The following is a 21129-nucleotide window of genomic DNA, read 5'->3' as shown; positions in this document are numbered from 1 at the left end:
CGCGATGCCGCCCGCGATGATTTCGGCTGCGCTGTTGCCGCGCGATCACAGCGCCACAAGCCCCGCACAAGCTTCGCTGGCTAGTCTGGCCGTTACGACGGATTGGGTTCACGCGCATTTCCGCAGCCCAAAGGCATGATGCCGCCCTGTCGTACCGGTGCAAGCCCGGTATGTCCCCATTCAATCTGTTTTCAAAGGGACATCAAAGATGGCTTCCAGCCTGCTTACCAACTCCGCCGCAATGACTGCGCTCCAGACCCTCCGGAATGTCAGCGCCAGCCTGCAGACGACCGAAAACCGGATCTCGACCGGCCAGCGCGTCTCGACCGCTTCGGACAACTCGGCCTATTGGTCGATCGCGACCTCGATGCGCGCCGACAACGCCGCGCTCTCCGCCGTCTCCGACTCGCTCGGTCTGTCGGCTGCGACCGTCGACACCGAATACACCGCCCTGAACAAGGTCATCGGCGACCAGAACTCCGGCCTGACCAAGCTCCAGGCGCTGCTGGTCGAAGCCAAGACCGCCGGTATCGACCGCACCAAGATCCAGTCGGAAATCACCCAGATCCAGCAGGACATGAAGAACGTGGCCAACGCGGCAACGTTCAACGGCGTGAACTGGCTGAGCACCAACGCCTCCACCCCGGCGACGGTCAACCTGGTGTCGTCGTTCTCGCGCGTCGGCGGCACGCCCACGATCAACACCATCACGGTGACGGTCGCCAACTACTCGCTCTACACCTCGACCACGGCCGGCATCCTCGATACGGTCTCCGGCAGCGCGTCCGTCGATACCATCAACATCGGTGCGCTGACCGACTCGGCGGCCGACCAGACCGTTCTCGATGGCTACATCGCGCAGGTCACCACCGCGATCAATACGGTCAGCCAGTCCGCCGCCAACCTCGGCGCCATCAAGAACCGCATCTCGAACAACACGGAGTTCGTGAAGTCGCTGATGGACTCGGTGGATCGCGGTATCGGCCAGCTCGTCGACGCCGACATGAATGCGGAATCGACCCGGCTCCAGGCGCTGCAGACCCAGCAGCAGCTCGGCGTTCAAGCGCTCTCAATCGCCAACCAGAACAGCCAGAGCATCCTGTCGCTGTTCCGCGGCTAAGCGGCGCTTTCGAAAACGACCGTGCTCCCTCAGGGAGCACGGTCCCCGCCGTGACCGGCGGATATGACGGCACAAGACGTGCCGCGCAATAGATCCCCGACGCTGAATTTCATGTGACACGCCGCGACCGCTCGTGCGGCCAGGCGACCGCTCGTTGCCGGCGAGCCGATTGCGTCCCCAAAGTTTCTTGTAAAATTGCAACGCCGTGCCCGCGAGCCGACACATTCGTGTCCTCGCGCAACCTTCAGACAAGGTTGGCAGCGGAGTGTCGTCTCCGTTCGCATTGGTACGAGGTCATATGCTCAGTCGCGCGCAGATACAGCAACTGCTCAACAATCTGCTGGAGCTTGGGCCGCGACGCCTGATGGCCTTGGGACTGATCGGCTTTGCCGTTCTCGTCACCGTCGTCGGCGGCGCCTATTATCTCAGCCGGCCTGAATTCGAGACGCTCTACACCGGCCTCACCCGCGAGGACGTGACGCGCATGGGGGCGGCGCTGCGCGAGCAGAACATCGCTTTCGACGTCAACACGGCCGGAGACGCGATCTCGGTGCGCCCGAGCCAGACCATGCAGGCGCGGATGCTGCTCGCCGAGAAGGGGCTGCCGACCAGCGCCAATTCCGGCTACGAGCTGTTCGACAAGATCGGATCGCTCGGTCTCACCTCGTTCATGCAGGAGGTCACCAAGCTCCGGGCGCTGGAAGGCGAGATCGCGCGCACGGTGCAATTGATGAAGGGTGTCAAGGCGGCGCGGGTGCACATCGTGCTGCCGGTGCGCGGCTCGTTCCGCGCGACCCAGCAGCCGCCTTCGGCATCGGTCGTGCTGCGCACCGACGGTGCGATCGAGGCGCGCACCGCGCAGTCGATCCGCCATCTCGTCGCCGCCGCGATTCCGGGCATGAGCCGGGACAAGGTGACGGTGCTGGACGCCGACGGCTCGATGCTGCTCGCCGAGGAGGACGAGGCGAGCGCCGCCCCGACCAAGATGGCGAGCCTGCAGAAGACGGTCGGCGGCATGGTACAGGAGAACATCCGCAAGGCGCTGACGCCGTATCTGGGCCTGGACAATTTCGAGGTCAGCGTCGCGCCGCAGCTCTCCACCGACAAGAAGCAGATCAACGAGACCGTGTACGATCCGGAGAGCCGTGCCGAGCGCTCGGTGCGGAACGTGCGCGAGAAGGAATCGTCGCAGAACGCCGATCGCTCGACCCCGACGACGGTGCAGCAGAATCTCCCCGATCAGCAGGTCAACGCCGGCGGCGGCAAGAATTCCAGCGAGGACAAGCCCCGCCGCGAGGACGTCACCAATTTCGAGGTCTCGTCCAAGACCACGACGACGGTGAGCGACGGCTATTCGGTGAAGAAGCTCTTCATCGCCGTGCTGGTCAATCGCGCGCGGCTGGTCGCCGATCTCGGCGACAAGAGCAATCAGGCCATCGTTGACAGCAAGCTTGCCGAGATCAGCCAGCTCGCGGCGACGGCCGGCGGACTGGACAAGGCGCGCGGCGACCAGATCCAGGTGACGGCCGTTGATTTCATCGAAGGTTCGCGCGAGCTGGCGCCGGTGCCGCCGATCAGCTTCGTCGAGATGATCAACAAGCAACTCGGCAGCGTCATCAACGCGGTGACGATCCTGGCCGTCGCTTCGATGCTGGTCTGGTTCGGATTGCGGCCGGCGGTCAACGGCATTCTGACCCACCGCGCGGAGCAGGAGCAGGTCGAGGCCGCCGAGGCCGCTGAGCTCGAAGCTGCCGCGGCGCTTGCACTGGCCGAGAGTCAGGACCCCGAACTCAACCTCGTCGAGGATCTCGAAGGCAAGATGCAACGAACGCCGCAGAAGCGGCTGGAGCAGATCGTTCGGCTCGACCAGGCGCAGGCAGCAGCGATCCTTAAAGACTGGATGCGACGCGAGGAGGCGGCATGAACGCGGCAATCGGAAAGCTCCTGACGCAGTTCGACGCGAACGGCCGGGCCAAGTCGCCACCGTCTCCGCCGCCCAAGATCCAGGACGTGCTGACCCGGCCGAAGGAGGTCGTGCGCGAGCCCCAGCCGCAGCCTCAGCCCTCGTCGCAGCCGCAGCTTCAGTCGCCGCCTCCGGCGCCCAAGGCGGAAGCGCCGGCGGCAAATCTTCTGGACGACGCTTACCGGCGCGGCCATGCGGCCGGCGTCGCGGAAGGCGACGCCAGGCTTGCCGAGGAGCGCGTCCGCAGCGCGATCCGGCTCGGCGAGGAGCGCGCCAAATGGTCCGACCAGCAGGCGGTCGCGATCATCAGCGGCTTCGAGGCGGCGTGCCGCGAGATCGAGACCAACGTCGCAAGCTCCGTGGCGCGGATATTGCTGCCGTTCCTCGCCGACGCGGTCCGCGACAAGGCGATCGGATCGCTGGTCGAGCAGATTGCGACGCTCACCGGCAACTCGTCCATGCCGGCCTTCAAGGTCACCGGCCCGAGCGAGCTGCTCGACCTGGTCAAGACGCAGCTCGAGGCGTCGAGACGAACCGGCATTGTGTACGAGGCCGCCGAAACGCTCGAGGTTCGCGTCGTGGCCGACCAGACCGTGATCGAGACGCAGATCTCGGCCTGGAGCGAGCGCCTGAAGGACGCGCGCCGGTAACCCGCCATGGAAGAGGTCAAGCATGAGCTCGTGATCGTCCGCCGGCGCAGCGCCTTCGCCGAGGAGGCGCATCACGGTGGCGTATGGAAGATCGCCTATGCCGACTTCATGACCGCGATGATGGCTTTCTTCCTGGTCATGTGGCTGCTCAATGCGCTCAACCAGGACCAGAAGCAGGTGGTCGCGAGCTATTTCAATCCGATCCAGCTCGCGGAGAACGCGCCGGCCCCGAAGGGCCTCAAGAATCTCTCCAAGAAGGAGCCGACCTCGTTTGAAGGTCAGGACGGCAAGCGTCAGCCGGCCGGCTCGAACGAGGAACGCCGCGGTGACTCGCCGACGGCCGAGAAGCCGGCCTCCTTCGAGGAGAAGGTCCTGTTTCGTGATCCCTACGCGACGCTCGCCGAGATCGCGAACAGCGCGAACCAGTCTTCGGGGCAGCGGCGCGCCGGCGCGCTGACATCCGCCGAAGAGGACGGCCTCAAGGGCGGCGATGCCTACCGCGATCCCTTTGACCCCGGCTATTGGAAGCTGGCGCCGCAAGCGGCCAAGGATGCGGATATCATGATCGAGAGCGAGTCCAGGCCGAATGTCTCCGCGCGTACCGGCGCGCCCAGCACGAATCAGAGCGAGCCGCAGGCGCGGCGTGCCAAGGCGGACGATGCCGGCGGGAGCGTGGCTCCGAGCGCGGACGCCTCCTCCGCAAACCTGTCGCCCCTGCTGCCGCCGGGGCCCGCGCCGGCGCAATCCCCGCGCGAGGGCAGCGCCCAAACGACCGTTCAAGCCAACGCCGCCGCGCAGCCGCGCCAGAGCGATGCGACGAAGGAATCCGAGCCCCGCGATGGGGCGCAAACCCAGCAGCCGACAATCAAGCAGCTTCAGTCCGCAATCGCGGACGCGCTGTCGGACATCAAGGCGGGCGCTGGGCCGGCGGCCGAGGTGCGCCAGGTCGAGGAGGGCCTCCTGATCAGCCTGACCGACGATGCGAGCTTCGGCATGTTCGCGGTCGGCTCGGCCGAGCCGCGGCCGGAGCTCATCCGCGTGATCGACAAGATCGGGCCGTTGTTGGCGAAACGCCAGGGCATGATCATCGTCCGCGGCCATACCGACAATCGGCCGTATCGTTCGGAGAATTACGACAATTGGCGGCTGTCGACCGCGCGCGCCCAGATGGCCTATTACATGCTGGTTCGCTCCGGCCTCGACGCGCAGCGGATCGAGCATGTCGAAGGTTACGCCGACCGGCGGCCGAAGCTTCCGAACGATCCGGCAGCGGCGCAGAACCGCCGGATCGAGATCCTGATCCGTGAGAAGCGCTCATGATCAGGCCGCTCCTATGCTCCGCCCTGCTGCTGCTGCCGCTCACGGCGGCGAACGTGCATGCTCAAGCTGCGCCCCAGCCGGGCGAGCCCTATGAGCTCGTCCGCGCGTTGCAGGCGGTGCAGGACGGCATCGCCAACGGTGACACTGCCGCACACGGCAGCCACATCGCGCTGATCCGGCAGACCGGAGAGAAATTTCTCGCTGCCGATCCCGCCGTGTGGAGCAATCCGCAGAACAGCCAGGCCGTGGTCATCTACCTGCTCAGCGGCGGCGCGCCGCAAATCGTCCGCAAGCTGCCGCGCGACAAGATGAACGTGGACGAGCGGCTGTTCAACGGTGCGCTCGCCTATGTCGAGGGCCGTCAGGACGAAGCGCGGGAGCTGCTCAAGGACGTCAAGCCGCGCGCGCTTTCCTCGGGCCTGGGCGGGCAGGTCGCGCTGGTCCAGGGCGCGCTGTTCGCACGTGCCGAGGCATCGCTCGCGATCGAGCGGCTGGACGACGCACGCCTGCTGCTGCCCGGCACGCTGGTGGAGGAAGCGGCACTGCGGCGCGAGATCCTGTTGGTGGGGCAGGCGGAGGAGTTCGACAAGTTCGAGTTCCTGACGCTGGCCTATCTCCGCCACTACCGCAATTCGATCTATGCCGGCGATTTCTGGCAGCGCTTCTCGACGGGCCTGACGCAATCGAGCCTGGCACTCGACGAGCGCCGCTTCGCGCGGATCGCGGCCATGCTGGAGCAGGTCGATCGTGCGAGCCGCCTCAAGCTTTATCTCGTGATCGCGCGCGCGGCGATGGTGCGTGGACAGCTGGCCGTGACGCGCCTTGCCGGCGAACGGGCGCTGACGCTCAGCGCGGACGCCTCCACCGAACGCGAGCGGGCACATTTCTTCCGCGGCGCATCGCGAGCGCTCACGGACGAATATGACGGGGGTCTCGCCGAGCTGAAGGCCGTCGACCGGTCGAAGCTGCCCGAGCGCGACGTGCCCCTTCTGAACGCCATGGTGCAGCTCGCGCTCGATATCCGCAAACCGTTCCCGGGCGGATCCGCTGCAGCAGCCGACAAGCCGCCGGCAACGCCGGCGCGTCTCGATCTGGCGTCATCGACCGCGACGCTCGCGCGGGCGCGCAAGCAGCTCGGTGAACTCGAACTCCTCACCAAGGACCGTCGTCCATGACCAAGCTCAATGGAACCTCCGGACAGGTCTTCTCGGGTCTTGCCGAGAGCCTCAACATGCGCGGGACGTCGCGTTCGGAAAAGGGCGCAGGGGCGAAATCGCAGGCAAGCTCCTCATTCAACGATCTGCTGCACACGGTCTCGAACCTCGCCAAGCAGGCCCTGAACGAGGATGGCCGCGACACCAGCGCGAAGACCGGATCGCTGCGCACGCGTCTGGTCCACCCGACCGGGCAGGACAAGCCCGAGGACGCGACGGTGCCCGAGCTGATCGCGTCGCCCGAGCGATCAAAGTCCGCAGAGGAGGCTTCCGACAAGAAGTCCGTGAGGTCGTCGGAAAGGCAACGGCCGGCCGATCATGCCGCGAAGGTCGAAGTTCAGGCCCAGCCGGTCGTTGCCGTGGCGGTCGGGCAGGAGATCGCCGCTGCGCCTGTCGTGAAGCCGCAGGTCCAATTGCAATCTTCCGACAAGGACGCGCCCGCCCGCGAGGAACGGTCCTCCACGGCGAAGCGCGAGGTTCAAGCCGCGGCGAAAGCGGCGACGGCCGATGCGTCCCCATCCAACGCCGCTCCGACCGCTGCGCGCCCGCAGGCGGCTTCGCCGGCGGCGGCCGCACCGCAATCCCTGCCTGCACAAGACGGCGAGCCATCGCGCGCAATGCCCGCGACACCCGGCTTCGAGGCGGTCACGGCCAATGTCGAGCGCGCGGCCAAGGCCGCGGGGCGTGATGCACTGCCCGAGACGACCAAGGTCACCGTGGTCCAGCAGGAGACTCATCTGCCTCCGGCGCAATTCAACGCCCCGCAACAGGTCGCCAATGCGGTCGTTGCCGAGCTGAAGGACCCCGCAAGCCCAGCGGCGCTCGCAGCGCCGGATCTCGCGGCCTCCCAGACCAATGCGCCGGATCAGCCGCTCAAGATCCTGACCGTCAATCTCGAGCCGCCCGCGCTCGGCAACGTCACCGTGCGCCTGCGCCTCGTCGGTACCGAAGTGTCCATCCATCTTGCAGCCGAGCGCAAGGACACGAGCCAGATGCTGGACCAGCAGCGCGACCAGATCCGCGATCTCATGCAGTCGGCGGGCTATGTCGCCGACGTCGCACCCGTCCAGCACGGCGCGCTCGACGGATTCCAGAGCGGCTCCGGACAGTCGCAGCCACAGCTCTCGGGCCAGCAACAGCCTTCGTCGCAGTCGCAAGGACCGTTCGGCGGCACCGGCACGTCGTCGGGGCAGTCCGACGGCAGCGCGAGACAGGCCCGGCAGGAACGCCAGTCCAATCAGGAGACGCGTCATGACCAGGACGTTGGCCAGCAGAATCGCCGCGGCCCTGTTTATCTGTAGCGCCGGCGCCGCGGCAGCGGCGACCGACAATGCGCGCCCCTGCGAGCGCGAGATGGCGCGCGCGGCGCAGCAGCACGGGATTCCGCTCGGCATTCTCTATGCAGTCGGCCTCACCGAGACCGGACGGCGCGGCGCGCTGCATCCGTTCGCGCTCGGGGCAGACGGCCAGACCGTGTTCGCCAAGGACATCAACGATGCCATGGCGAATTTCGAGGCGATGCGAGGCAAAGGGCTCAAGCTGATCGATCTCGGCTGCATGCAGATCAACCATTACTATCACGGCGACAAGTTCGCTTCGGTGCGGACAATGTTCGACCCCGCCAGGAACGTCGACTATGCCGCGCGGTTCCTGAAAGAGCTGAAGCAGCGCGAAGGCAGCTGGACCATGGCCGTTGCGCGTTACAATGCCGGTCCCAACAATCAGCCGGCGCAGAAGCGCTACGTCTGTCACATCGTCGCGCACCTCGTCTCGAGCGGCTTCGGCGCCTGGACGGACAAGGCGCGCTCGTTCTGTCAGCCGAAAGCAACCTGACGTGACGAGCTGAGACGACAACCGACGGCACGACGACAAGTTGTGCATCGCTCCCAATCATCAGCCCCGCGCAAGCAAGAACCCGCATTGTAGCTGCAACCTACCAAAGGAGCCCACTTCATGAGCCTGTATGGTGTTATGCGCACCGGCGTTTCCGGAATGAACGCGCAGTCCAACAAGCTGTCGACGGTCTCGGACAATATCGCCAACGTCAACACGACTGGCTACAAGCGGGCTTCCACCGAATTCTCCTCGCTGATCCTGAAGAGCGGCTCCGGCAACTACGATTCCGGCGCGGTCGAGACCAAGATTCGCTATGCAATCAGCGACGGGGGCAATACGCAGTACACCACGTCGACCACGGACCTCCGCGTCCAGGGCAATGGCTTCTTCGTGGTGTCGAACGCCAACAACACGCAGCAATATCTGACCCGCGCCGGCTCCTTCGTGCCTGACAGCCAAGGCAACCTGGTCAACGCGGCCGGCTTCTATCTTCTGGGCCAGCCTGGTCTCGTGACCAACTTCTCGCAGAACAGCTTGTCCGGCATGCAGATCGTCAACGTTGCCCAGGTTTCGCAGGTGCCCGTGCCGTCGACGGCGGGGACGCTCACGACCGGCAATCTGGATCCGAAAGCGGCGGTCATTGCTGGCCCGCCCGGCCCCGCGTCATATTCATCGAAGAGCTCGATCGTGGCCTACAACAATATCGGCCAGGCCGTTACGCTCGACGTCTATATGTCCCACACGGCGACGGCTGCCGGTTCGGATACCTGGCAGATTCAGGTCTACGACTCCGCGACGGCAACCTCGCTCGGTGCCGCTACGACTTTCACCTTCGACACCACGGCGGCCGGAAAGGGCGCGCTCGCCGCCGCAAGCCCGACTGGTCTTGCCTTCACCGTTCCCGGAGGCGCAGCGATGACTCTGGATCTGTCGAACATGACTCAGGTCGGCACCGACTTCAGCTTCAAGGCGACCGTCAATGGTAGCGTTCCCGCGGCCATCGACAAGGTTGATATCGATGATGCCGGTCACGTGACGGCGATCCTCAAGAACGGGCAGCAGCTGGCGCTCTACACCATCATGCTCGCCGACGTCGCGAGCCCCGACAATCTGACGCCCGAGCCCGGCAACGTCTATTCGACCAACATGAACTCCGGCAATGCGCAGGTCGGAAATGCCGGCACCGGTGGGCTCGGCACGGTCCAGTCCAGCGCCCTGGAGGACTCCAACGTCGACCTCGCGGACGAGCTCACCGGCATGATCGAGGCCCAGCGCGGCTTCACCGCGAACTCGAAATCGTTCCAGACCGGCTCCGACCTGCTGGACGTCGTCGTCAACCTGAAGCGCTGAACCATTCGGCGCTCGTTTCGGGCAAGAGCACGCCATGTCGATTACCGCCGCCCTCAACTCCGCCCGCTCTTCGCTCATGGCGTCGGGCATCCAGTCGGCGACGATCTCGCGCAACATCGCCGGGGCCAGCGCCCCCGGCTATTCGCGCAAGCTCACCATGCTGGACAATCTGCCCGGCACCGGCGTCTACGTCGCGGCGATCCAGCGCGCGGCGAGCTCCGGCCTCTACAGCAACGTGCTGATCGCGACGTCGTCGTCCGCCAAGCAGAGCGTGATCTATGACGGTCTGCAGAAGATCGCTGCCGCGACGGTAGACGATCCCGAGCTCGAACAGTCGCCCACCGCGCAGCTCAACAAGCTGAAGCAGGCGCTGCAGCAATTTGCCAATTCCACGGACAATGCGACCCTGGCGCAGGCCGCCGTGACCTCCGCCAAGGACATGGTGACCGCGCTCAACCAGGCCACCAAGACCGTGCAGTCGGTCCGCGAGCAGGCGGACGCCGACATGGCGGCGTCGGTCGCCAACATCAACCAGCTCCTCACCCAGTTCCAGACCGTCAACACCGCGATCGTGAAGGGCACGATCACCGGCGACGATGTCACCGACTATCTCGACCAGCGCGACAACATCGTCTCGAAGCTGTCGCAGGAGCTCGGCGTCACCATGTCGCTCCGTCCCAACGGGGATGCGGCGCTCTATGCCGACAGCGGCGTCGTGCTGTTCGACAAGACGGCGCGGGCCGTGAGCTTTGCGCCGACCAACGCCTACACCGCCGGCACCACCGGCAATGCCGTCTTCATCGACGGCGTGCCCGTGACCGGTGCCAATTCCGTCATGCCGCTGAAATCCGGCAAGCTCGCCGGCCTCGCCCAGCTGCGCGACCGGGACACGGTGACGTATCAGAGTCAGCTCGACGAAATCGCCCGCGGCCTGATCGAGGCCTTCAAGGAGAGCGACCAGTCCGCCGTCCCGACGCTGGCAGACAGGCCTGGTCTCTTCACTTATCCCGGCGCGCCGGCAATGCCCGCGAGCGCCACGATCTCGGTGGGCCTCGCCGGCACGATCGCGGTTGCCGCATCGGTCGATCCGGCGGCGGGCGGCAACCCCAATCTCCTGCGCGACGGTGCGATCAGCGGCAACCCCGCCTACAATTACAACACGACCGGCAATGCCGGCTTCTCGACGCGGCTCCATCAGCTCATCGACAACATGGCCGCGCCGCAGCCGTTCGACGTCACCGCTCAGGGCAAGCCGAGCGGCAGCGTGATGGAGTTCGCCTCGTCCTCGGCGAGCTGGATCGAAAGCCATCGCAAGACCGCCGACGACAACGTTCAGTATCAGAACACGCTGCTCGACCGCAGCACCGCTGCGCTGTCCAACGTCGCTGGCGTCAACATGGACGACGAGATGTCGCTGATGCTCCAGGTCGAGCGCACCTATTCGGCGTCGTCGAAGATCATTTCCACCGTCGACGAGATGTTGCAGAGCCTTCTGGCTGCCGTGGGGAATTAAGTCATGATGAGCGCCAACTACATCTCGACCCTGATGCTGTCGTCGTCCTTGAGGTCGTCGATCACGAACAACCAGAGTGCGCTGACCAAGGCCTCGAAGGAGGCGACCACCGGCCGGTTCGCCGACGTCGGGCTCGAGCTCGGCACGGGAACGGGCCGCGACGTGGCGCTGCGGGCCGATTTCGACTTCGCCGACCAGCTCGTCGACACCAACGAGCTGGTTTCGGGGCGGCTCGACGTGACGCAGAACCGGATCACGCAGCTCGGCACGACCGCCTCGGAATTCCTCAAGAACCTGATCGCGGCCCGCGACGCCGACAGCGGCGCGAAGATCATCCTGCCGAGCGCGTCCGCGAATCTTCAGGACCTCATCGGCGCGCTCAACGTCTCCTACAACGGCTCGTACCTGTTCGGCGGCATCAATACGCAGACCGTGCCGGTCACGAACTACGCGGCCGGCTCGGCCAGCAAGAACCAGGTCGATGCGGACTTCCTGGCGACGTTCGGCTTCTCGCAATCCGCTGCGGGCGTGAGCACGATCACGCCGGCGCAGATGCAGAACTTCCTCGACAATGTTCTCGACCCCGAGTTCGCGAGCCCGGCCTGGAACACCAACTGGTCGGCGGCCACGGACCAGACGCTGTCGAGCCGCATCTCCACGACCGAGGTCGTCGACAGCTCGGTCAGCGCCAACCAGCCCGGCTTCCGCAAGCTCGCCGAGGCCTACACCATGCTCACCGACCTCGGAAACACTGGCCTGAGCAAGGACACGTTCCAGGTCGTCGTCGACAAGGCCATCGGTCTTGTCAGCGGCGCGATCAACGATCTTGCCGTGCTCGGTGGCACCGTCGGCTCGATCCAGCAACGGGTCACCGGCGCATCCGAAAAGCTGAAGATCCAGAAGGACATCCTCAACAACCAGATCGTCCAGATGGAGGCGGTCGACCCGACCGAGGCCTCGGTCCGGGTCAACACCTTGCAGACCCAGATCAAGACGGCGCTGGCGCTGACCTCGCAGCTCCAGCAGATCAGCCTCATCAACTATCTCTGAAGTCGGGGCTCGCGACCTTTGTCCTGTTATTCGTTCTCCTGCGCAGAGTGGTTCTGATGACGTTTGAAGCCTATGAAGCGGTCGTCGACGAGAGCGGCTACGAGGCGCGAGGCCGCGAGCGGCAGGGGCTCAGCCTCGGCATCGACCGGCTCGAGCGGCTCCAGAAGGGGCGCTTCAGCCTCGAGGATCTGGTCGAGAGCCTGCTCTACGTGCGGCGGCTATGGACGATCTTCATCGAGGATCTCTCGCACCCGGAAAACGGGCTGCCGGACAAGCTGCGCGCCGACATCATCTCGATCGGCCTGTGGGTCGTCAAGGAAGCCGATCGCCTTCGCGAGGAGAGATCGAACGACGTGATGCAGCTCATCGAAATCAACCGCCTGATCCGAGACGCGCTTTGATGAAAGTCTCCTTGCGGGCGGGCGAACGAATCTACATCAACGGCGCGGTGCTGCGCGTGGACCGAAAGGTCTCCGTCGAGCTCGTCAACGACGTGATGTTCCTGCTCGAAGGGCAGGTCATGCAGGCGTCCGACGCCACTACGGCGCTGCGGCAGCTCTACTTCATCGTCCAGCTCATGCTAATGAACCCGACCGACATCCGGGACGCCGCGGCGCTTTACGCCCAGCATCACGCGGCCCTGTGTGCCGTGTGCGAAAACCGCGAGATGCTGGACGGGCTTGGCGCGATCGACGAGCTGGTCCAGGCGACGCGTTACTTCGAGGCGCTCAAGCGGATCCGGGCCCTGTTCCCGGTGGAGCAGGCCATTCTGGCCGGCGCGGCCACCATTTCCCCCGTCGAGGCTGCCTGACAGCGGAGAGACACATGAACGTCAACAGCGCGACCGACAGCACGAGCAAGTCGTCCAACACGACCGGCTCCACCACGACGACGTCAAGCAACAGCGTCGACTACAATACCTTTCTTCAGCTCCTCGTCGCCGAGATGAAGAACCAGGATCCGACCAATCCGATGGACACCTCGCAATATATGAGCCAGTTCGCCCAGCTCTCGACGGTCGAGCAGGCGATGCAGACCAATTCGAAGCTGGACGCGCTGCTGTCGTCGCAGTCCTTGTCCCAGGCCAACAGCCTGATCGGGAAGACTGTCAGCTTCACCGACTCCACCGGCGCCAGCTTCAGCGGAAAGGTCGTCTCGGTCGCGATCAACAGCGACGGCTCCATCGCCACCCTCCAGGACGGCACCAAGGTCGCGGTCGGGCCCGGGCTCACGATCAGTCAGTCATGAACGAACGGGACGCCCTCGACATCGTCCAGGCGGCGATCTGGACCATCATCGTCGCCTCAGGGCCTGCAGTCGGCGCCGCGATGCTGGTCGGCACCGTGATCGCGCTGATCCAGGCGTTGACCCAGATCCAGGAGGTGACACTGACCTTCGTTCCGAAGATCATCGTCATCCTGCTGGTCGTCGCCGTCTCCGGCTCCTTCATCGGCGCGCATCTCTCGACCTTCACCGAGATGGTTTATGCGCGGATCGAGCACGGCTTCTGATCGCCGAGGCCACCACCCTCGCGTAAGCTTTGCGCGGCAGATTGCAGGGCGGACCCCTCTGCCGGTGACCCATGGCCGATACGTTAGCTGCTAGCCTGCCCAATCCGCGCCGCCTCGGGGCCGACGCCTTTTTCGCGGGCGGCATCGTGACCATGCTCACGATCCTGTTCCTGCCGATTCCCCCGATCCTGATCGACCTCGGCCTTGCGTTCTCGATCGCGCTGTCGGCGCTGATCCTGATGGTTGCGCTGTGGATCCAGCGGCCGCTCGATTTCTCCGCCTTCCCGACCGTGCTGCTGATCGCGACGATCCTGCGCCTCGCGCTGAACATCGCCACGACGCGCCTGATTCTGTCGCGGGGCGGGGAGGGCGAACAGGCCGCCGGCTACGTCGTTGCCGGCTTCTCCAAGTTCGTCATGGGCGGCGACTTCGTCATCGGCCTGATCATCTTCGCGATCCTGGTCACGGTGAACTTCGTCGTGATCACCAAGGGTGCGACACGTATCGCCGAAGTCGGCGCCCGCTTCACCCTGGACGCCATCCCCGGCAAACAGATGGCGATCGACGCGGACCTGTCCGCCGGCCTGATCGACGACAAGGAAGCCCAGCGCCGCCGCCGCGAGCTCGAAGAGGAGAGCGCGTTCTTCGGCGCCATGGACGGTGCCTCGAAATTCGTCCGCGGCGACGCCATTGCCGGCCTCATCATCACCGCGATCAACATTTTCGGCGGCATCGTCATCGGCGTCACCCATCACGGGCTGACCCTGACGCGCGCCGCGGACGTCTATACCAAGCTCTCCGTCGGCGACGGTCTGGTGTCGCAGATGCCGGCGCTGATCGTGTCGCTGTCGGCAGGCCTGCTGGTCTCCAAGGGCGGCACCAGGGGCTCGGCGGAGCAGGCGGTGCTGCGGCAGCTCGGCGGCTATCCGCGCGCGGTGTCGGCCGCCGCGCTGATGATGTTCGTGCTCGCCCTGATGCCGGGCCTGCCGATGGCGCCCTTCGTTCTGCTCGGCGGCGTCATGGCCTTCGTCGGCTACACGTTGCCGAAGCGGCAGGCGGCGCGGGAGCGCAAAGAGGCGGCCCTGAAAGCCGACGAGCGCGCCCAGGCGGACGCCAAGGAATCCGTCAAGGAATCTCTCAAGACGGCCGAGATCGAGCTGGCGCTCGGCGGCCACCTTTCGGTCCATCTGCTGGGCTCGCGCACCGAGCTTGCGCACCGCGTGGCCAAGATCCGCAAGAAGTTCGCCAAGCAGTACGGCTTCGTCATCCCGGAGATCAAGCTCACCGATAATCTGTCGATCGACCCCAAGGGATATCAGATCCGGATCCACGACACCCGCGTCGCCCACGGCGAGCTCAGGCTCGGCGAGGTGCTCGTGCTGGTCGACAAGGACGGCAAGCCTGACGTGCCCGGCGACGAAGTGATCGAGCCCGCCTTCGGCATGAAGGCGCTGTGGGTGACCGAGGCGTTCACGGACGAGGTCAAGCGGCAGGGTTGCAAGCCGGTCGACAATCTGTCGGTGCTGCTCACGCATCTGAGCGAGGTGATCAGGGCGAACCTCGCCCAGCTCCTGTCCTACAAGGACATGCGGGCGCTGCTCGACCGGCTCGATCCCGAGTACAAGCGCCTGGTCGAAGATCTCTGTCCGTCGCAGATCTCCTATTCGGGCTTGCTGGCGATCCTGAAGATCTTGCTGGCCGAGCGGGTCTCCATTCGCAACCTGCACCTCATCCTAGAGGCGATCGCCGAGATTGCGCCCCATGTGCGGCGCTCCGAGCAGGTCGCCGAGCACGTGCGGACGCGGCTGGCCCAGCAGATCTGCGGCGACCTCTCCGACAACGGCGTGCTCAACGTCGTCCGTCTCGGCAATCGCTGGGACCTCGCATTCCATCAGAGCTTGAAGCGCGACGCCAAGGGCGATGTCGTCGAGTTCGACGCCGATCCGCGCTTGATCGAGCAGTTCGCGACCGAAGCCAGCGCCGCAATCCGCAAGTTCACCGAGAGCGGCACCAGCGTGGTACTGGCGGTGACGCCCGAAGCGCGTCCCTATGTCCGGATGATCCTGGAGCGGGTGTTCCCGACATTGCCGGTGCTGTCGCATGTCGAGGTCGCGCGCAGCGCGGAGATCCGGGCACTCGGAGCCATATCGTGATCAGCGGCCTCGCCGACAGCGTGCTGGTGACGTTCATCGTGTTCTGCCGCATCGGCGCCTGCCTGATGCTGGTGCCGGGCTATTCCAGCGTCAACGTTCCAGCCCAGGTCCGCCTGTTCGTGGCGCTGGTCACGACCTTTGCGCTGGCGCCGATCCTGATCGCGGTCCTGAAGCCTCTCACGGACAACGCAGCTCCGCTGACGCTGGCGCTGCTGATCTGCTCCGAGCTCCTGGTCGGCAGCGTCATCGGGCTCGGTGGGCGGGTGTTCTTTCTCGCGCTGCAGACCATGGCGACCGTGATGGCGAGCGCGATCGGCCTGAGCAACATCCCGGGGACGCCGGTCGGCGACACCGATCCGGCGCCGGCGCTGGTGCCGCTGATCATGGCGGCCGTCACTACGCTGTTCTTCATGACCGACCAGCATTGGCAGGTGCTGCGCGGACTGATGAACTCCTACGACGTCTGGCAGCCCGGCAACAGGATCGGCGGCAGCATGGCGCTCGACCAGCTTGTCGGCCGCCTGTCCGAGGCCTTCGTGCTGACGCTGCGGATCACCAGCCCCTTCATCGTCTATTCGGTGATCGTCAACCTGGCGGTCGGCCTGATCAACAAGCTGACGCCGGCGATTCCGGTCTATTTCATCTCGGTGCCCTTCGTGCTGTTCGGCGGCTTCCTGCTGCTCTACCTGACCAGCGACGAACTGCTGACGCAATTCATGCTCGGCGTTTCGTCCTGGCTGGCGGAGTGACCGGTGGTGACCTCGCGCGCGGACAAGCTCGGCCGGATGGTTTCGCTCGTGAAGCTCCAGCTCCGGCTGTCCGAATGGCAGCTCGCGCAGCTGCGGCAGCAGCAGCGAAGCCTGCAGGACGAGCAGGAATGGCTGGTGGGAGCCTTGAACGACGGCAAGCCGCCGACGGGCTCGTCAAGCGAATCGATCGCGCGGCGCCTGAACAGAACGAGCGTCGGTGCGCGCGCGGTTCAAGCGCAGGCGGCGCAGCAGCTCGATCAGGTTCGCGCGGAGAACCGCCGCGTGAAGCAGCTCGAGGAAATCGCGAAGGCGGCGCTGGCGGACAAGCTTCGCGACGCGGAGAAGCGGGTCCTCGAGGAGATGACGGGACAAAGCCCAGCCGTGCGCGCCTGGACGCCACGGCCAGCCAACCGGAACAAGACATGATCGTGACAGCGACACCCGACCTCGTTCTCGACGTGCTCGAAGCGGCCGATCCCGTGACGCAGCACGCGGCCACCGCGAAGCTCGATGCGCTGAAATCCTCTGATGCCGATTTCGCCGCCACGATGGACGCGGAGGTCGGCAAGGCCGCGGCGGCCGCCGAGCAATCCGCGACGACGGTGGCCGAGGCGCGATCGGATGCGGTGAACGGCGCGCCGGTACGGGTGATCAAGGCGCCGGGATCCGGCGAAGTGTACCGGAAGTTCGAAGCCTTCATCCTCCAGACCTTCGTCGAGACGATGTTGCCGAAGGATTCCGAGGAAGTCTTCGGCAAGGGCACGGCCGGCGGCGTCTGGAAGTCGATGCTGGCGGAGCAGCTCGGCAATCAGCTCGCAAAGGGCAAGGGCATCGGCATCGCCGAGCGGCTCGCCGCCGCGCATCCGGAACAACGGGACAGCGCGGGCAAGGCCGGATGACGATCGGCGAATGGGTGACAGACGTTGAGGGGTGAATTTCCTATGCAGGCACAAGAAGGCACGGCGGCCATGGTGATCGAACAGCCGGTCGCGGACACCGAGGTGATGACGACGGAGGCGGCAGCGGACGATGCACTGCTGCCCGCGTTGCTGCCGATCGTGGGCAGCGAGGCCGCGGTCGATGGCGCCGATGCGGTGAGAGCGGACGAAGTGCGCGGCCTGTTGGCGGCAATCCGCCGGCTCGAGAGCATCGTCGAGGAGGAGACTGTCGCGCTGTCCACGGGCAAGAAGATCGACTTCGACGACTTCAGCGCGCGCAAGAGCCGGAGCATGCTCGAATTTGTCCGCCTGATGCGGGGGCGAATGCATCTCGGCGGCGAAGCCGAGGTCACCGAGCAGATTCAACGGCTGCGCGAAAAGCTCGAGCGCAACCGCTCGATCCTCGAAATGCACTATGACGCGGTGCGCGAGGTCGCCGGCATCATCGTCAAGGCGATCAAGGAGGCCGAGTCGGACGGCACCTATACCGGTCGCGCAGCGCAGGACGGCAAATGATCAGACTGGTGTTGGCCGGGCTCTGGGTCTGCATCCTCACGGCGGGCACGAGCTATGCCGTGGCCTATTGGAAGGAAAACGGCAGCCTTCTGCCGGCGAAGGACGAATTTCTCGAGGGGTTGCAATACCAGAAGACGCGGGCACTGAGCGTGCCCATGGTCGAGAACGGCAACGTTCAGGGCTATATCGTCGCGCGCTTCGTCTATACCGTGGAGGCGCGGACCATGCACCAGCTCAACGTTCCGCCGGAGCCGTTCGTTGTCGACGAGGCCTTCCGCAGGATCTATGCCGACGACCGTCTCGACTTCAGGAAGCTCGCCCGCTACGACCTCGCCATCCTGACCACGGCCATCAAGCAGCGCGTCAACGAGCGGATGCAGGCTGAAATCGTCCAGGACGTCCTGGTCGAGGATTTCAACTACGTCTCCAAGGAAGAATTCCAGCAGAAGCCGTAGCTCTTTTCTGCGGCCATCCTTCGAGACGCCTACGCCGCTCCTCCTCAGGATGAGGACGGAATGCGCGGTACTCGTTTCCGTAGGCACTGAGGACGATAGCCTCATCCTGAGGGGCGCGTCAGCGCCGTCTCGAAGGACGGGGCGTACGCTCAGCTTGCCGTCAAACGTGCAACGGCCTCCGCGAAGCTGTTTCGCGGAGGCCGTTGTCTGTTCGTGCCAGGCTTTGGCCGTGTCAGTTTCCGACCGGGTACGCTGCCGGGACGGCACGCGCCCTGTTCAGGAGGATGCCGACCTCGTCGAGTTCCTGCATCGGCTCGTCGAGAGCCTCGCCGGCCGGGATGTCGAGGCGGTATCCGACGTAACGCCGGGCCACGATCGCGTCGAAGCCGAGGCGGTCGCGGAGCTTCTTGCGCAGCTTGCTGACGTGACTCTCAATCACGCTTTCGTCGAAGGTGGACTCGAAGATGCCGTAGACCGCGTTGAAGATCTGCGTCTTAGTCACCCACTTGCCGTGGTTGCTGACCATATATTCGAGGATGCGCAGTTCGCGACGGGGCAGCGTGAGGGCGTGGCCCGCGATCTCGGGATCACGGCCGTTGAAGAAGACCTGGATTCTGCTCTCGCAAGGCCTTGGCAGCTCGCCCACCCGGCGACGCGCGATTGCGGCCGTTCGGGCGAGGATCTCGCGAAGGTGTATCGGCACGTGCACGACGTCGTCGACGCCCGATTCGAACAGCTCAAGCGTGTTCTTGAGCATCTTCTGGCCGCTCATGGCGATGATGGGAGCCGAGGAGCGCTTGCGCATGGCCCGCGGCAGGCTTCCGCGGGCATCGCAATCCCCGAGAAGGAAGGCGTCGACCGCTGCCAGATCCGACTCGCTAGCGGATTGCAGCCAGTCCCAGAATTCCCTGGAGGAGAATCCGATCGACGACACGCCTTCGCGAACGAGCCCTCCGACGTAGCTGTTCGCGACGCTCTCGCGATCATCAACGATAATATACATCAGTCTTTCGCCCCTGTTTCGCACTGGTTGCGGCCGGTTGGTTGATGTGATGCTCCGACTCGGCAACTATGCTGTTTGACGACATTCCTTCCCGCGAACCGTTGTTATGGTTTCGATATTCGCGGGCAGCCCTACGCATTCAGCGCCCGCATTTCGCAGGCCTGGAACTTCGACTCGATACTGAACGCTTACTGTGTGAATCCCGGCGGGTGTGTTACGGATCACCTCGCGGAGCGGATTGAGAAACGACCTAGAACAGTTGCGCCAAGTTGCTCATCGCGTCCGAACGCCACTGAAACTGTGTCGATCTCCTCGCCAACTGGCGAGAATCACTTGAGTAGGACCGTAACAATTGCCGATTTCCGATCAAGCGTGCGTAACAAAGCGGTTGCTATTTGTGCTTGATGCTGTTGGTTTGTTTCGGGTTGTTTCTTGATATATTCAAACGCATCAGTTGATTTGAAAGCCAAACTAGTTCTGCACCGTGACGGTTCTAAGGTTCCGTATCCCCGTACAACTACAGCTATTTCAGGTAGTTCTGCGCGTCAGGTACGTGGAGGAGTTTTCAACCCCGGATTGACTCTCGCACGCGCTTTTCCGCATGCGACAATTCGACTCACGTATCGCAGTATGACTTAGCTTGGCGAAATCTTGGCGAGTGTGTGTCTTTCGAGTCGCACTCTCGCCACGTCCATGGCGCGTTCGAACCATCCGTCGTCGCATCGCGCATGATGAAGATCTCTCGATGCGAACGTTTCAGGCAAGCTTCGACAAATAACGTCACGGTTCGACAGATCGAATCGAACGGAGCATCTTTACATGTTGTCCGATGGACAAGCTCGTCCCAGCGCGGCCGCTGATGTTTCCGCGACGGCGAAGCCTGCTCCCGAGCCGCGCGATATCATGGACAATACGGCGCGCGCGACCAAGCCTGCTGCGGGCGCAAAGCGAGTGTCGGCCGCGGCAAGCGACGAAGCTCTCGCGAAGGAGGCGCTCGAGGGGCTCAAACGCATTCGCGCCAAGGCACGTCTCGACAAGATGGCGATAACCAAGCCTGCGCCGACCGTGATCAAGCCGGCCGTGATCGTGGCCAAGCCGCCGCCGCCCCGTCCGACCTGGGTTGTGCCGCTCGCGACATTGGCGGTCGCCGCCATGCTCGTCGTCTGCGCCTGCACCGGCGTGATCGCCTATCTCACCACGCAGCCCGCGCAGAACAACGTTGCGGCCAATACGGAGATCAGGATTCTGCGCGAGACCGTCGCACAGCTGCGCAAGCAGGTGTCGGGCGTGTCCGAAAACCTCGACGGCCTGCGCACTGCAGTCGATCAGTCGAGCAAGGCGACCAACGACCGCTTCGGCCGGTTCGCCGAGAATTTGGACCGTATCGAGCGAGTGAGCTCGTCGTCGACGGCGAAGCTCGACAAGCTCGCCCAGGCGCAGGTCCAGACGCCGGCACCGGCGCCGGCCGCGGTGCAATCGCAGCTCCCCTCGCAGCAAGGGCCGATGATAGCCTCGGTCGCTGCGCCCGAGTTCACGGGCTCGGTGTCGCCGTCCGAGCGCGCGTCGGCGCCGCGGAAGGCGATCAAGGGTTGGTCGGTCCGCCAGGCCTATGAAGGCATTGCGATCCTGCAGAGCCCTAACGGCGTCATCGAGGCCGTGCTGGGACAGCAGGTGCCAGGTCTCGGCCGCATCGAGGAGATCAGGAACGAGAACGGGCGTCTGGTGGTAGAGACAAGCGGCGGCGTCGTCTATTCGTCACGCAAGGCGACGCCCTGATCGATGGCCGCT

General features: G+C 64.8%; 22 protein-coding genes. 21 read left to right on the top strand and 1 reads right to left on the bottom strand.

Annotation, left to right across the window (positions count from 1 at the left end; genetic code table 11):
• The first annotated feature begins 208 nt into the window (after positions 1–208).
• The 20 genes from X268_RS25815 to X268_RS25720 all read left to right on the top strand — a co-directional run bounded on the left by X268_RS25815 (position 209) and on the right by X268_RS25720 (position 18338).
• Positions 209–1120 (top strand): flagellin N-terminal helical domain-containing protein, encoded by a 912-nt coding sequence (locus tag X268_RS25815; RefSeq protein ID WP_128927537.1) that lies wholly within the window; start codon positions 209–211, stop codon positions 1118–1120.
• A 298-nt stretch (positions 1121–1418) separates the two neighbouring features.
• A complete protein-coding gene (gene fliF, locus X268_RS25810) occupies positions 1419–3044 on the top strand; it encodes a flagellar basal-body MS-ring/collar protein FliF (protein WP_164937942.1) in 1626 nt (541 codons plus the stop codon).
• Positions 3041–3733, top strand: coding sequence for a hypothetical protein (locus X268_RS25805; protein ID WP_128927535.1), 693 nt, complete (start codon positions 3041–3043; stop codon positions 3731–3733). Before fliF ends, X268_RS25805 begins: the two co-directional genes overlap by 4 nt.
• A gap of 6 nt (positions 3734–3739) precedes the next feature.
• On the top strand, positions 3740–5053 hold the full coding sequence (locus tag X268_RS25800; RefSeq protein ID WP_128927534.1) for a MotB family protein: 1314 nt from the start codon (positions 3740–3742) through the stop codon (positions 5051–5053).
• Positions 5050–6228 (top strand): chemotaxis protein, encoded by a 1179-nt coding sequence (locus X268_RS25795; RefSeq protein ID WP_128927533.1) that lies wholly within the window; start codon positions 5050–5052, stop codon positions 6226–6228. Before X268_RS25800 ends, X268_RS25795 begins: the two co-directional genes overlap by 4 nt.
• Positions 6225–7568: a flagellar hook-length control protein FliK gene (gene fliK, locus X268_RS25790; RefSeq protein WP_128927532.1), complete on the top strand. Its 1344-nt coding sequence runs from the start codon at positions 6225–6227 to the stop codon at positions 7566–7568. Before X268_RS25795 ends, fliK begins: the two co-directional genes overlap by 4 nt.
• Positions 7519–8100, top strand: coding sequence for a transglycosylase SLT domain-containing protein (locus tag X268_RS25785; RefSeq protein WP_128927531.1), 582 nt, complete (start codon positions 7519–7521; stop codon positions 8098–8100). The genes fliK and X268_RS25785 overlap by 50 nt, the downstream gene beginning before the upstream one ends.
• A 120-nt stretch (positions 8101–8220) precedes the next feature.
• Positions 8221–9453 (top strand): flagellar hook protein FlgE, encoded by a 1233-nt coding sequence (locus tag X268_RS25780; RefSeq protein ID WP_128927530.1) that lies wholly within the window; start codon positions 8221–8223, stop codon positions 9451–9453.
• A 34-nt stretch (positions 9454–9487) separates the two neighbouring features.
• Positions 9488–10966: a flagellar hook-associated protein FlgK gene (gene flgK / locus X268_RS25775; protein ID WP_128927529.1), complete on the top strand. Its 1479-nt coding sequence runs from the start codon at positions 9488–9490 to the stop codon at positions 10964–10966.
• Between the two features lie 3 nt (positions 10967–10969).
• Positions 10970–12016, top strand: coding sequence for a flagellar hook-associated family protein (locus tag X268_RS25770; protein ID WP_128927528.1), 1047 nt, complete (start codon positions 10970–10972; stop codon positions 12014–12016).
• Between the two features lie 56 nt (positions 12017–12072).
• Complete coding sequence (flaF, locus tag X268_RS25765; protein ID WP_164937941.1) at positions 12073–12417, top strand: flagellar biosynthesis regulator FlaF; 345 nt, start codon at positions 12073–12075, stop codon at positions 12415–12417.
• Entirely contained in the window at positions 12417–12827 is a 411-nt protein-coding gene (gene flbT / locus X268_RS25760) for a flagellar biosynthesis repressor FlbT (RefSeq protein ID WP_128927526.1), read from the top strand. Before flaF ends, flbT begins: the two co-directional genes overlap by 1 nt.
• Before the next feature lie 14 nt (positions 12828–12841).
• On the top strand, positions 12842–13264 hold the full coding sequence (gene flgD, locus X268_RS25755) for a flagellar hook assembly protein FlgD (RefSeq protein ID WP_128927525.1): 423 nt from the start codon (positions 12842–12844) through the stop codon (positions 13262–13264).
• Positions 13261–13527 carry a flagellar biosynthesis protein FliQ gene (gene fliQ, locus X268_RS25750; RefSeq protein WP_128927524.1) on the top strand — a complete coding sequence of 89 codons (267 nt, stop codon included), beginning with the start codon at positions 13261–13263 and terminating at the stop codon, positions 13525–13527. Before flgD ends, fliQ begins: the two co-directional genes overlap by 4 nt.
• A gap of 71 nt (positions 13528–13598) precedes the next feature.
• Positions 13599–15680, top strand: a complete 2082-nt coding sequence (gene flhA / locus X268_RS25745) for a flagellar biosynthesis protein FlhA (RefSeq protein ID WP_128927523.1) — start codon at positions 13599–13601, stop codon at positions 15678–15680.
• A complete protein-coding gene (gene fliR / locus X268_RS25740) occupies positions 15677–16429 on the top strand; it encodes a flagellar biosynthesis protein FliR (protein WP_128927522.1) in 753 nt (250 codons plus the stop codon). Before flhA ends, fliR begins: the two co-directional genes overlap by 4 nt.
• A gap of 6 nt (positions 16430–16435) precedes the next feature.
• Positions 16436–16855: a hypothetical protein gene (locus tag X268_RS25735; protein WP_128929387.1), complete on the top strand. Its 420-nt coding sequence runs from the start codon at positions 16436–16438 to the stop codon at positions 16853–16855.
• Positions 16852–17328, top strand: coding sequence for a rod-binding protein (locus tag X268_RS25730; protein WP_164937940.1), 477 nt, complete (start codon positions 16852–16854; stop codon positions 17326–17328). Before X268_RS25735 ends, X268_RS25730 begins: the two co-directional genes overlap by 4 nt.
• Before the next feature lie 42 nt (positions 17329–17370).
• Positions 17371–17883, top strand: a complete 513-nt coding sequence (locus X268_RS25725; protein ID WP_128927521.1) for a flagellar biosynthesis protein FlgN — start codon at positions 17371–17373, stop codon at positions 17881–17883.
• A complete protein-coding gene (locus X268_RS25720; RefSeq protein ID WP_128927520.1) occupies positions 17880–18338 on the top strand; it encodes a hypothetical protein in 459 nt (152 codons plus the stop codon). Before X268_RS25725 ends, X268_RS25720 begins: the two co-directional genes overlap by 4 nt.
• A 232-nt stretch (positions 18339–18570) precedes the next feature.
• Here the strand turns inward: X268_RS25720 and X268_RS25715 are convergent, their stop codons facing one another.
• On the bottom strand, positions 18571–19341 hold the full coding sequence (locus X268_RS25715; RefSeq protein WP_164937939.1) for a winged helix-turn-helix domain-containing protein: 771 nt from the start codon (positions 19339–19341) through the stop codon (positions 18571–18573).
• Between the two features lie 819 nt (positions 19342–20160).
• Between X268_RS25715 and X268_RS25705 the strand changes: the two genes are divergently transcribed.
• Entirely contained in the window at positions 20161–21117 is a 957-nt protein-coding gene (locus X268_RS25705; RefSeq protein WP_128927518.1) for a hypothetical protein, read from the top strand.
• Positions 21118–21129: the final 12 nt, after the last annotated feature.

The sequence above is a fragment of the Bradyrhizobium guangxiense genome, from assembly GCF_004114915.1.
GTDB lineage: Bacteria > Pseudomonadota > Alphaproteobacteria > Rhizobiales > Xanthobacteraceae > Bradyrhizobium > Bradyrhizobium guangxiense.
The sequence above is the reverse complement of the archived record's forward strand: the minus strand, read 5'-3'. Positions and strand labels throughout refer to the sequence as shown.

Excerpts from the sequence above, each read along its gene's own strand:
- X268_RS25815 (WP_128927537.1), top strand. The coding sequence starts at position 209 with ATGGCTTCCAGCCTGCTTACCAACTCCGCCGCAATGACTGCGCTCCAG.
- fliF (WP_164937942.1), top strand. The coding sequence starts at position 1,419 with ATGCTCAGTCGCGCGCAGATACAGCAACTGCTCAACAATCTGCTGGAG.
- X268_RS25805 (WP_128927535.1), top strand. The coding sequence starts at position 3,041 with ATGAACGCGGCAATCGGAAAGCTCCTGACGCAGTTCGACGCGAACGGC.
- X268_RS25800 (WP_128927534.1), top strand. The coding sequence starts at position 3,740 with ATGGAAGAGGTCAAGCATGAGCTCGTGATCGTCCGCCGGCGCAGCGCC.
- X268_RS25795 (WP_128927533.1), top strand. The coding sequence starts at position 5,050 with ATGATCAGGCCGCTCCTATGCTCCGCCCTGCTGCTGCTGCCGCTCACG.
- fliK (WP_128927532.1), top strand. The coding sequence starts at position 6,225 with ATGACCAAGCTCAATGGAACCTCCGGACAGGTCTTCTCGGGTCTTGCC.
- X268_RS25785 (WP_128927531.1), top strand. The coding sequence starts at position 7,519 with ATGACCAGGACGTTGGCCAGCAGAATCGCCGCGGCCCTGTTTATCTGT.
- X268_RS25780 (WP_128927530.1), top strand. The coding sequence starts at position 8,221 with ATGAGCCTGTATGGTGTTATGCGCACCGGCGTTTCCGGAATGAACGCG.
- flgK (WP_128927529.1), top strand. The coding sequence starts at position 9,488 with ATGTCGATTACCGCCGCCCTCAACTCCGCCCGCTCTTCGCTCATGGCG.
- X268_RS25770 (WP_128927528.1), top strand. The coding sequence starts at position 10,970 with ATGATGAGCGCCAACTACATCTCGACCCTGATGCTGTCGTCGTCCTTG.
- flaF (WP_164937941.1), top strand. The coding sequence starts at position 12,073 with ATGACGTTTGAAGCCTATGAAGCGGTCGTCGACGAGAGCGGCTACGAG.
- flbT (WP_128927526.1), top strand. The coding sequence starts at position 12,417 with ATGAAAGTCTCCTTGCGGGCGGGCGAACGAATCTACATCAACGGCGCG.
- flgD (WP_128927525.1), top strand. The coding sequence starts at position 12,842 with ATGAACGTCAACAGCGCGACCGACAGCACGAGCAAGTCGTCCAACACG.
- fliQ (WP_128927524.1), top strand. The coding sequence starts at position 13,261 with ATGAACGAACGGGACGCCCTCGACATCGTCCAGGCGGCGATCTGGACC.
- flhA (WP_128927523.1), top strand. The coding sequence starts at position 13,599 with ATGGCCGATACGTTAGCTGCTAGCCTGCCCAATCCGCGCCGCCTCGGG.
- X268_RS25730 (WP_164937940.1), top strand. The coding sequence starts at position 16,852 with ATGATCGTGACAGCGACACCCGACCTCGTTCTCGACGTGCTCGAAGCG.
- X268_RS25725 (WP_128927521.1), top strand. The coding sequence starts at position 17,371 with ATGCAGGCACAAGAAGGCACGGCGGCCATGGTGATCGAACAGCCGGTC.
- X268_RS25720 (WP_128927520.1), top strand. The coding sequence starts at position 17,880 with ATGATCAGACTGGTGTTGGCCGGGCTCTGGGTCTGCATCCTCACGGCG.
- X268_RS25715 (WP_164937939.1), bottom strand. The coding sequence starts at position 19,341 with ATGTATATTATCGTTGATGATCGCGAGAGCGTCGCGAACAGCTACGTC.
- X268_RS25705 (WP_128927518.1), top strand. The coding sequence starts at position 20,161 with ATGTTGTCCGATGGACAAGCTCGTCCCAGCGCGGCCGCTGATGTTTCC.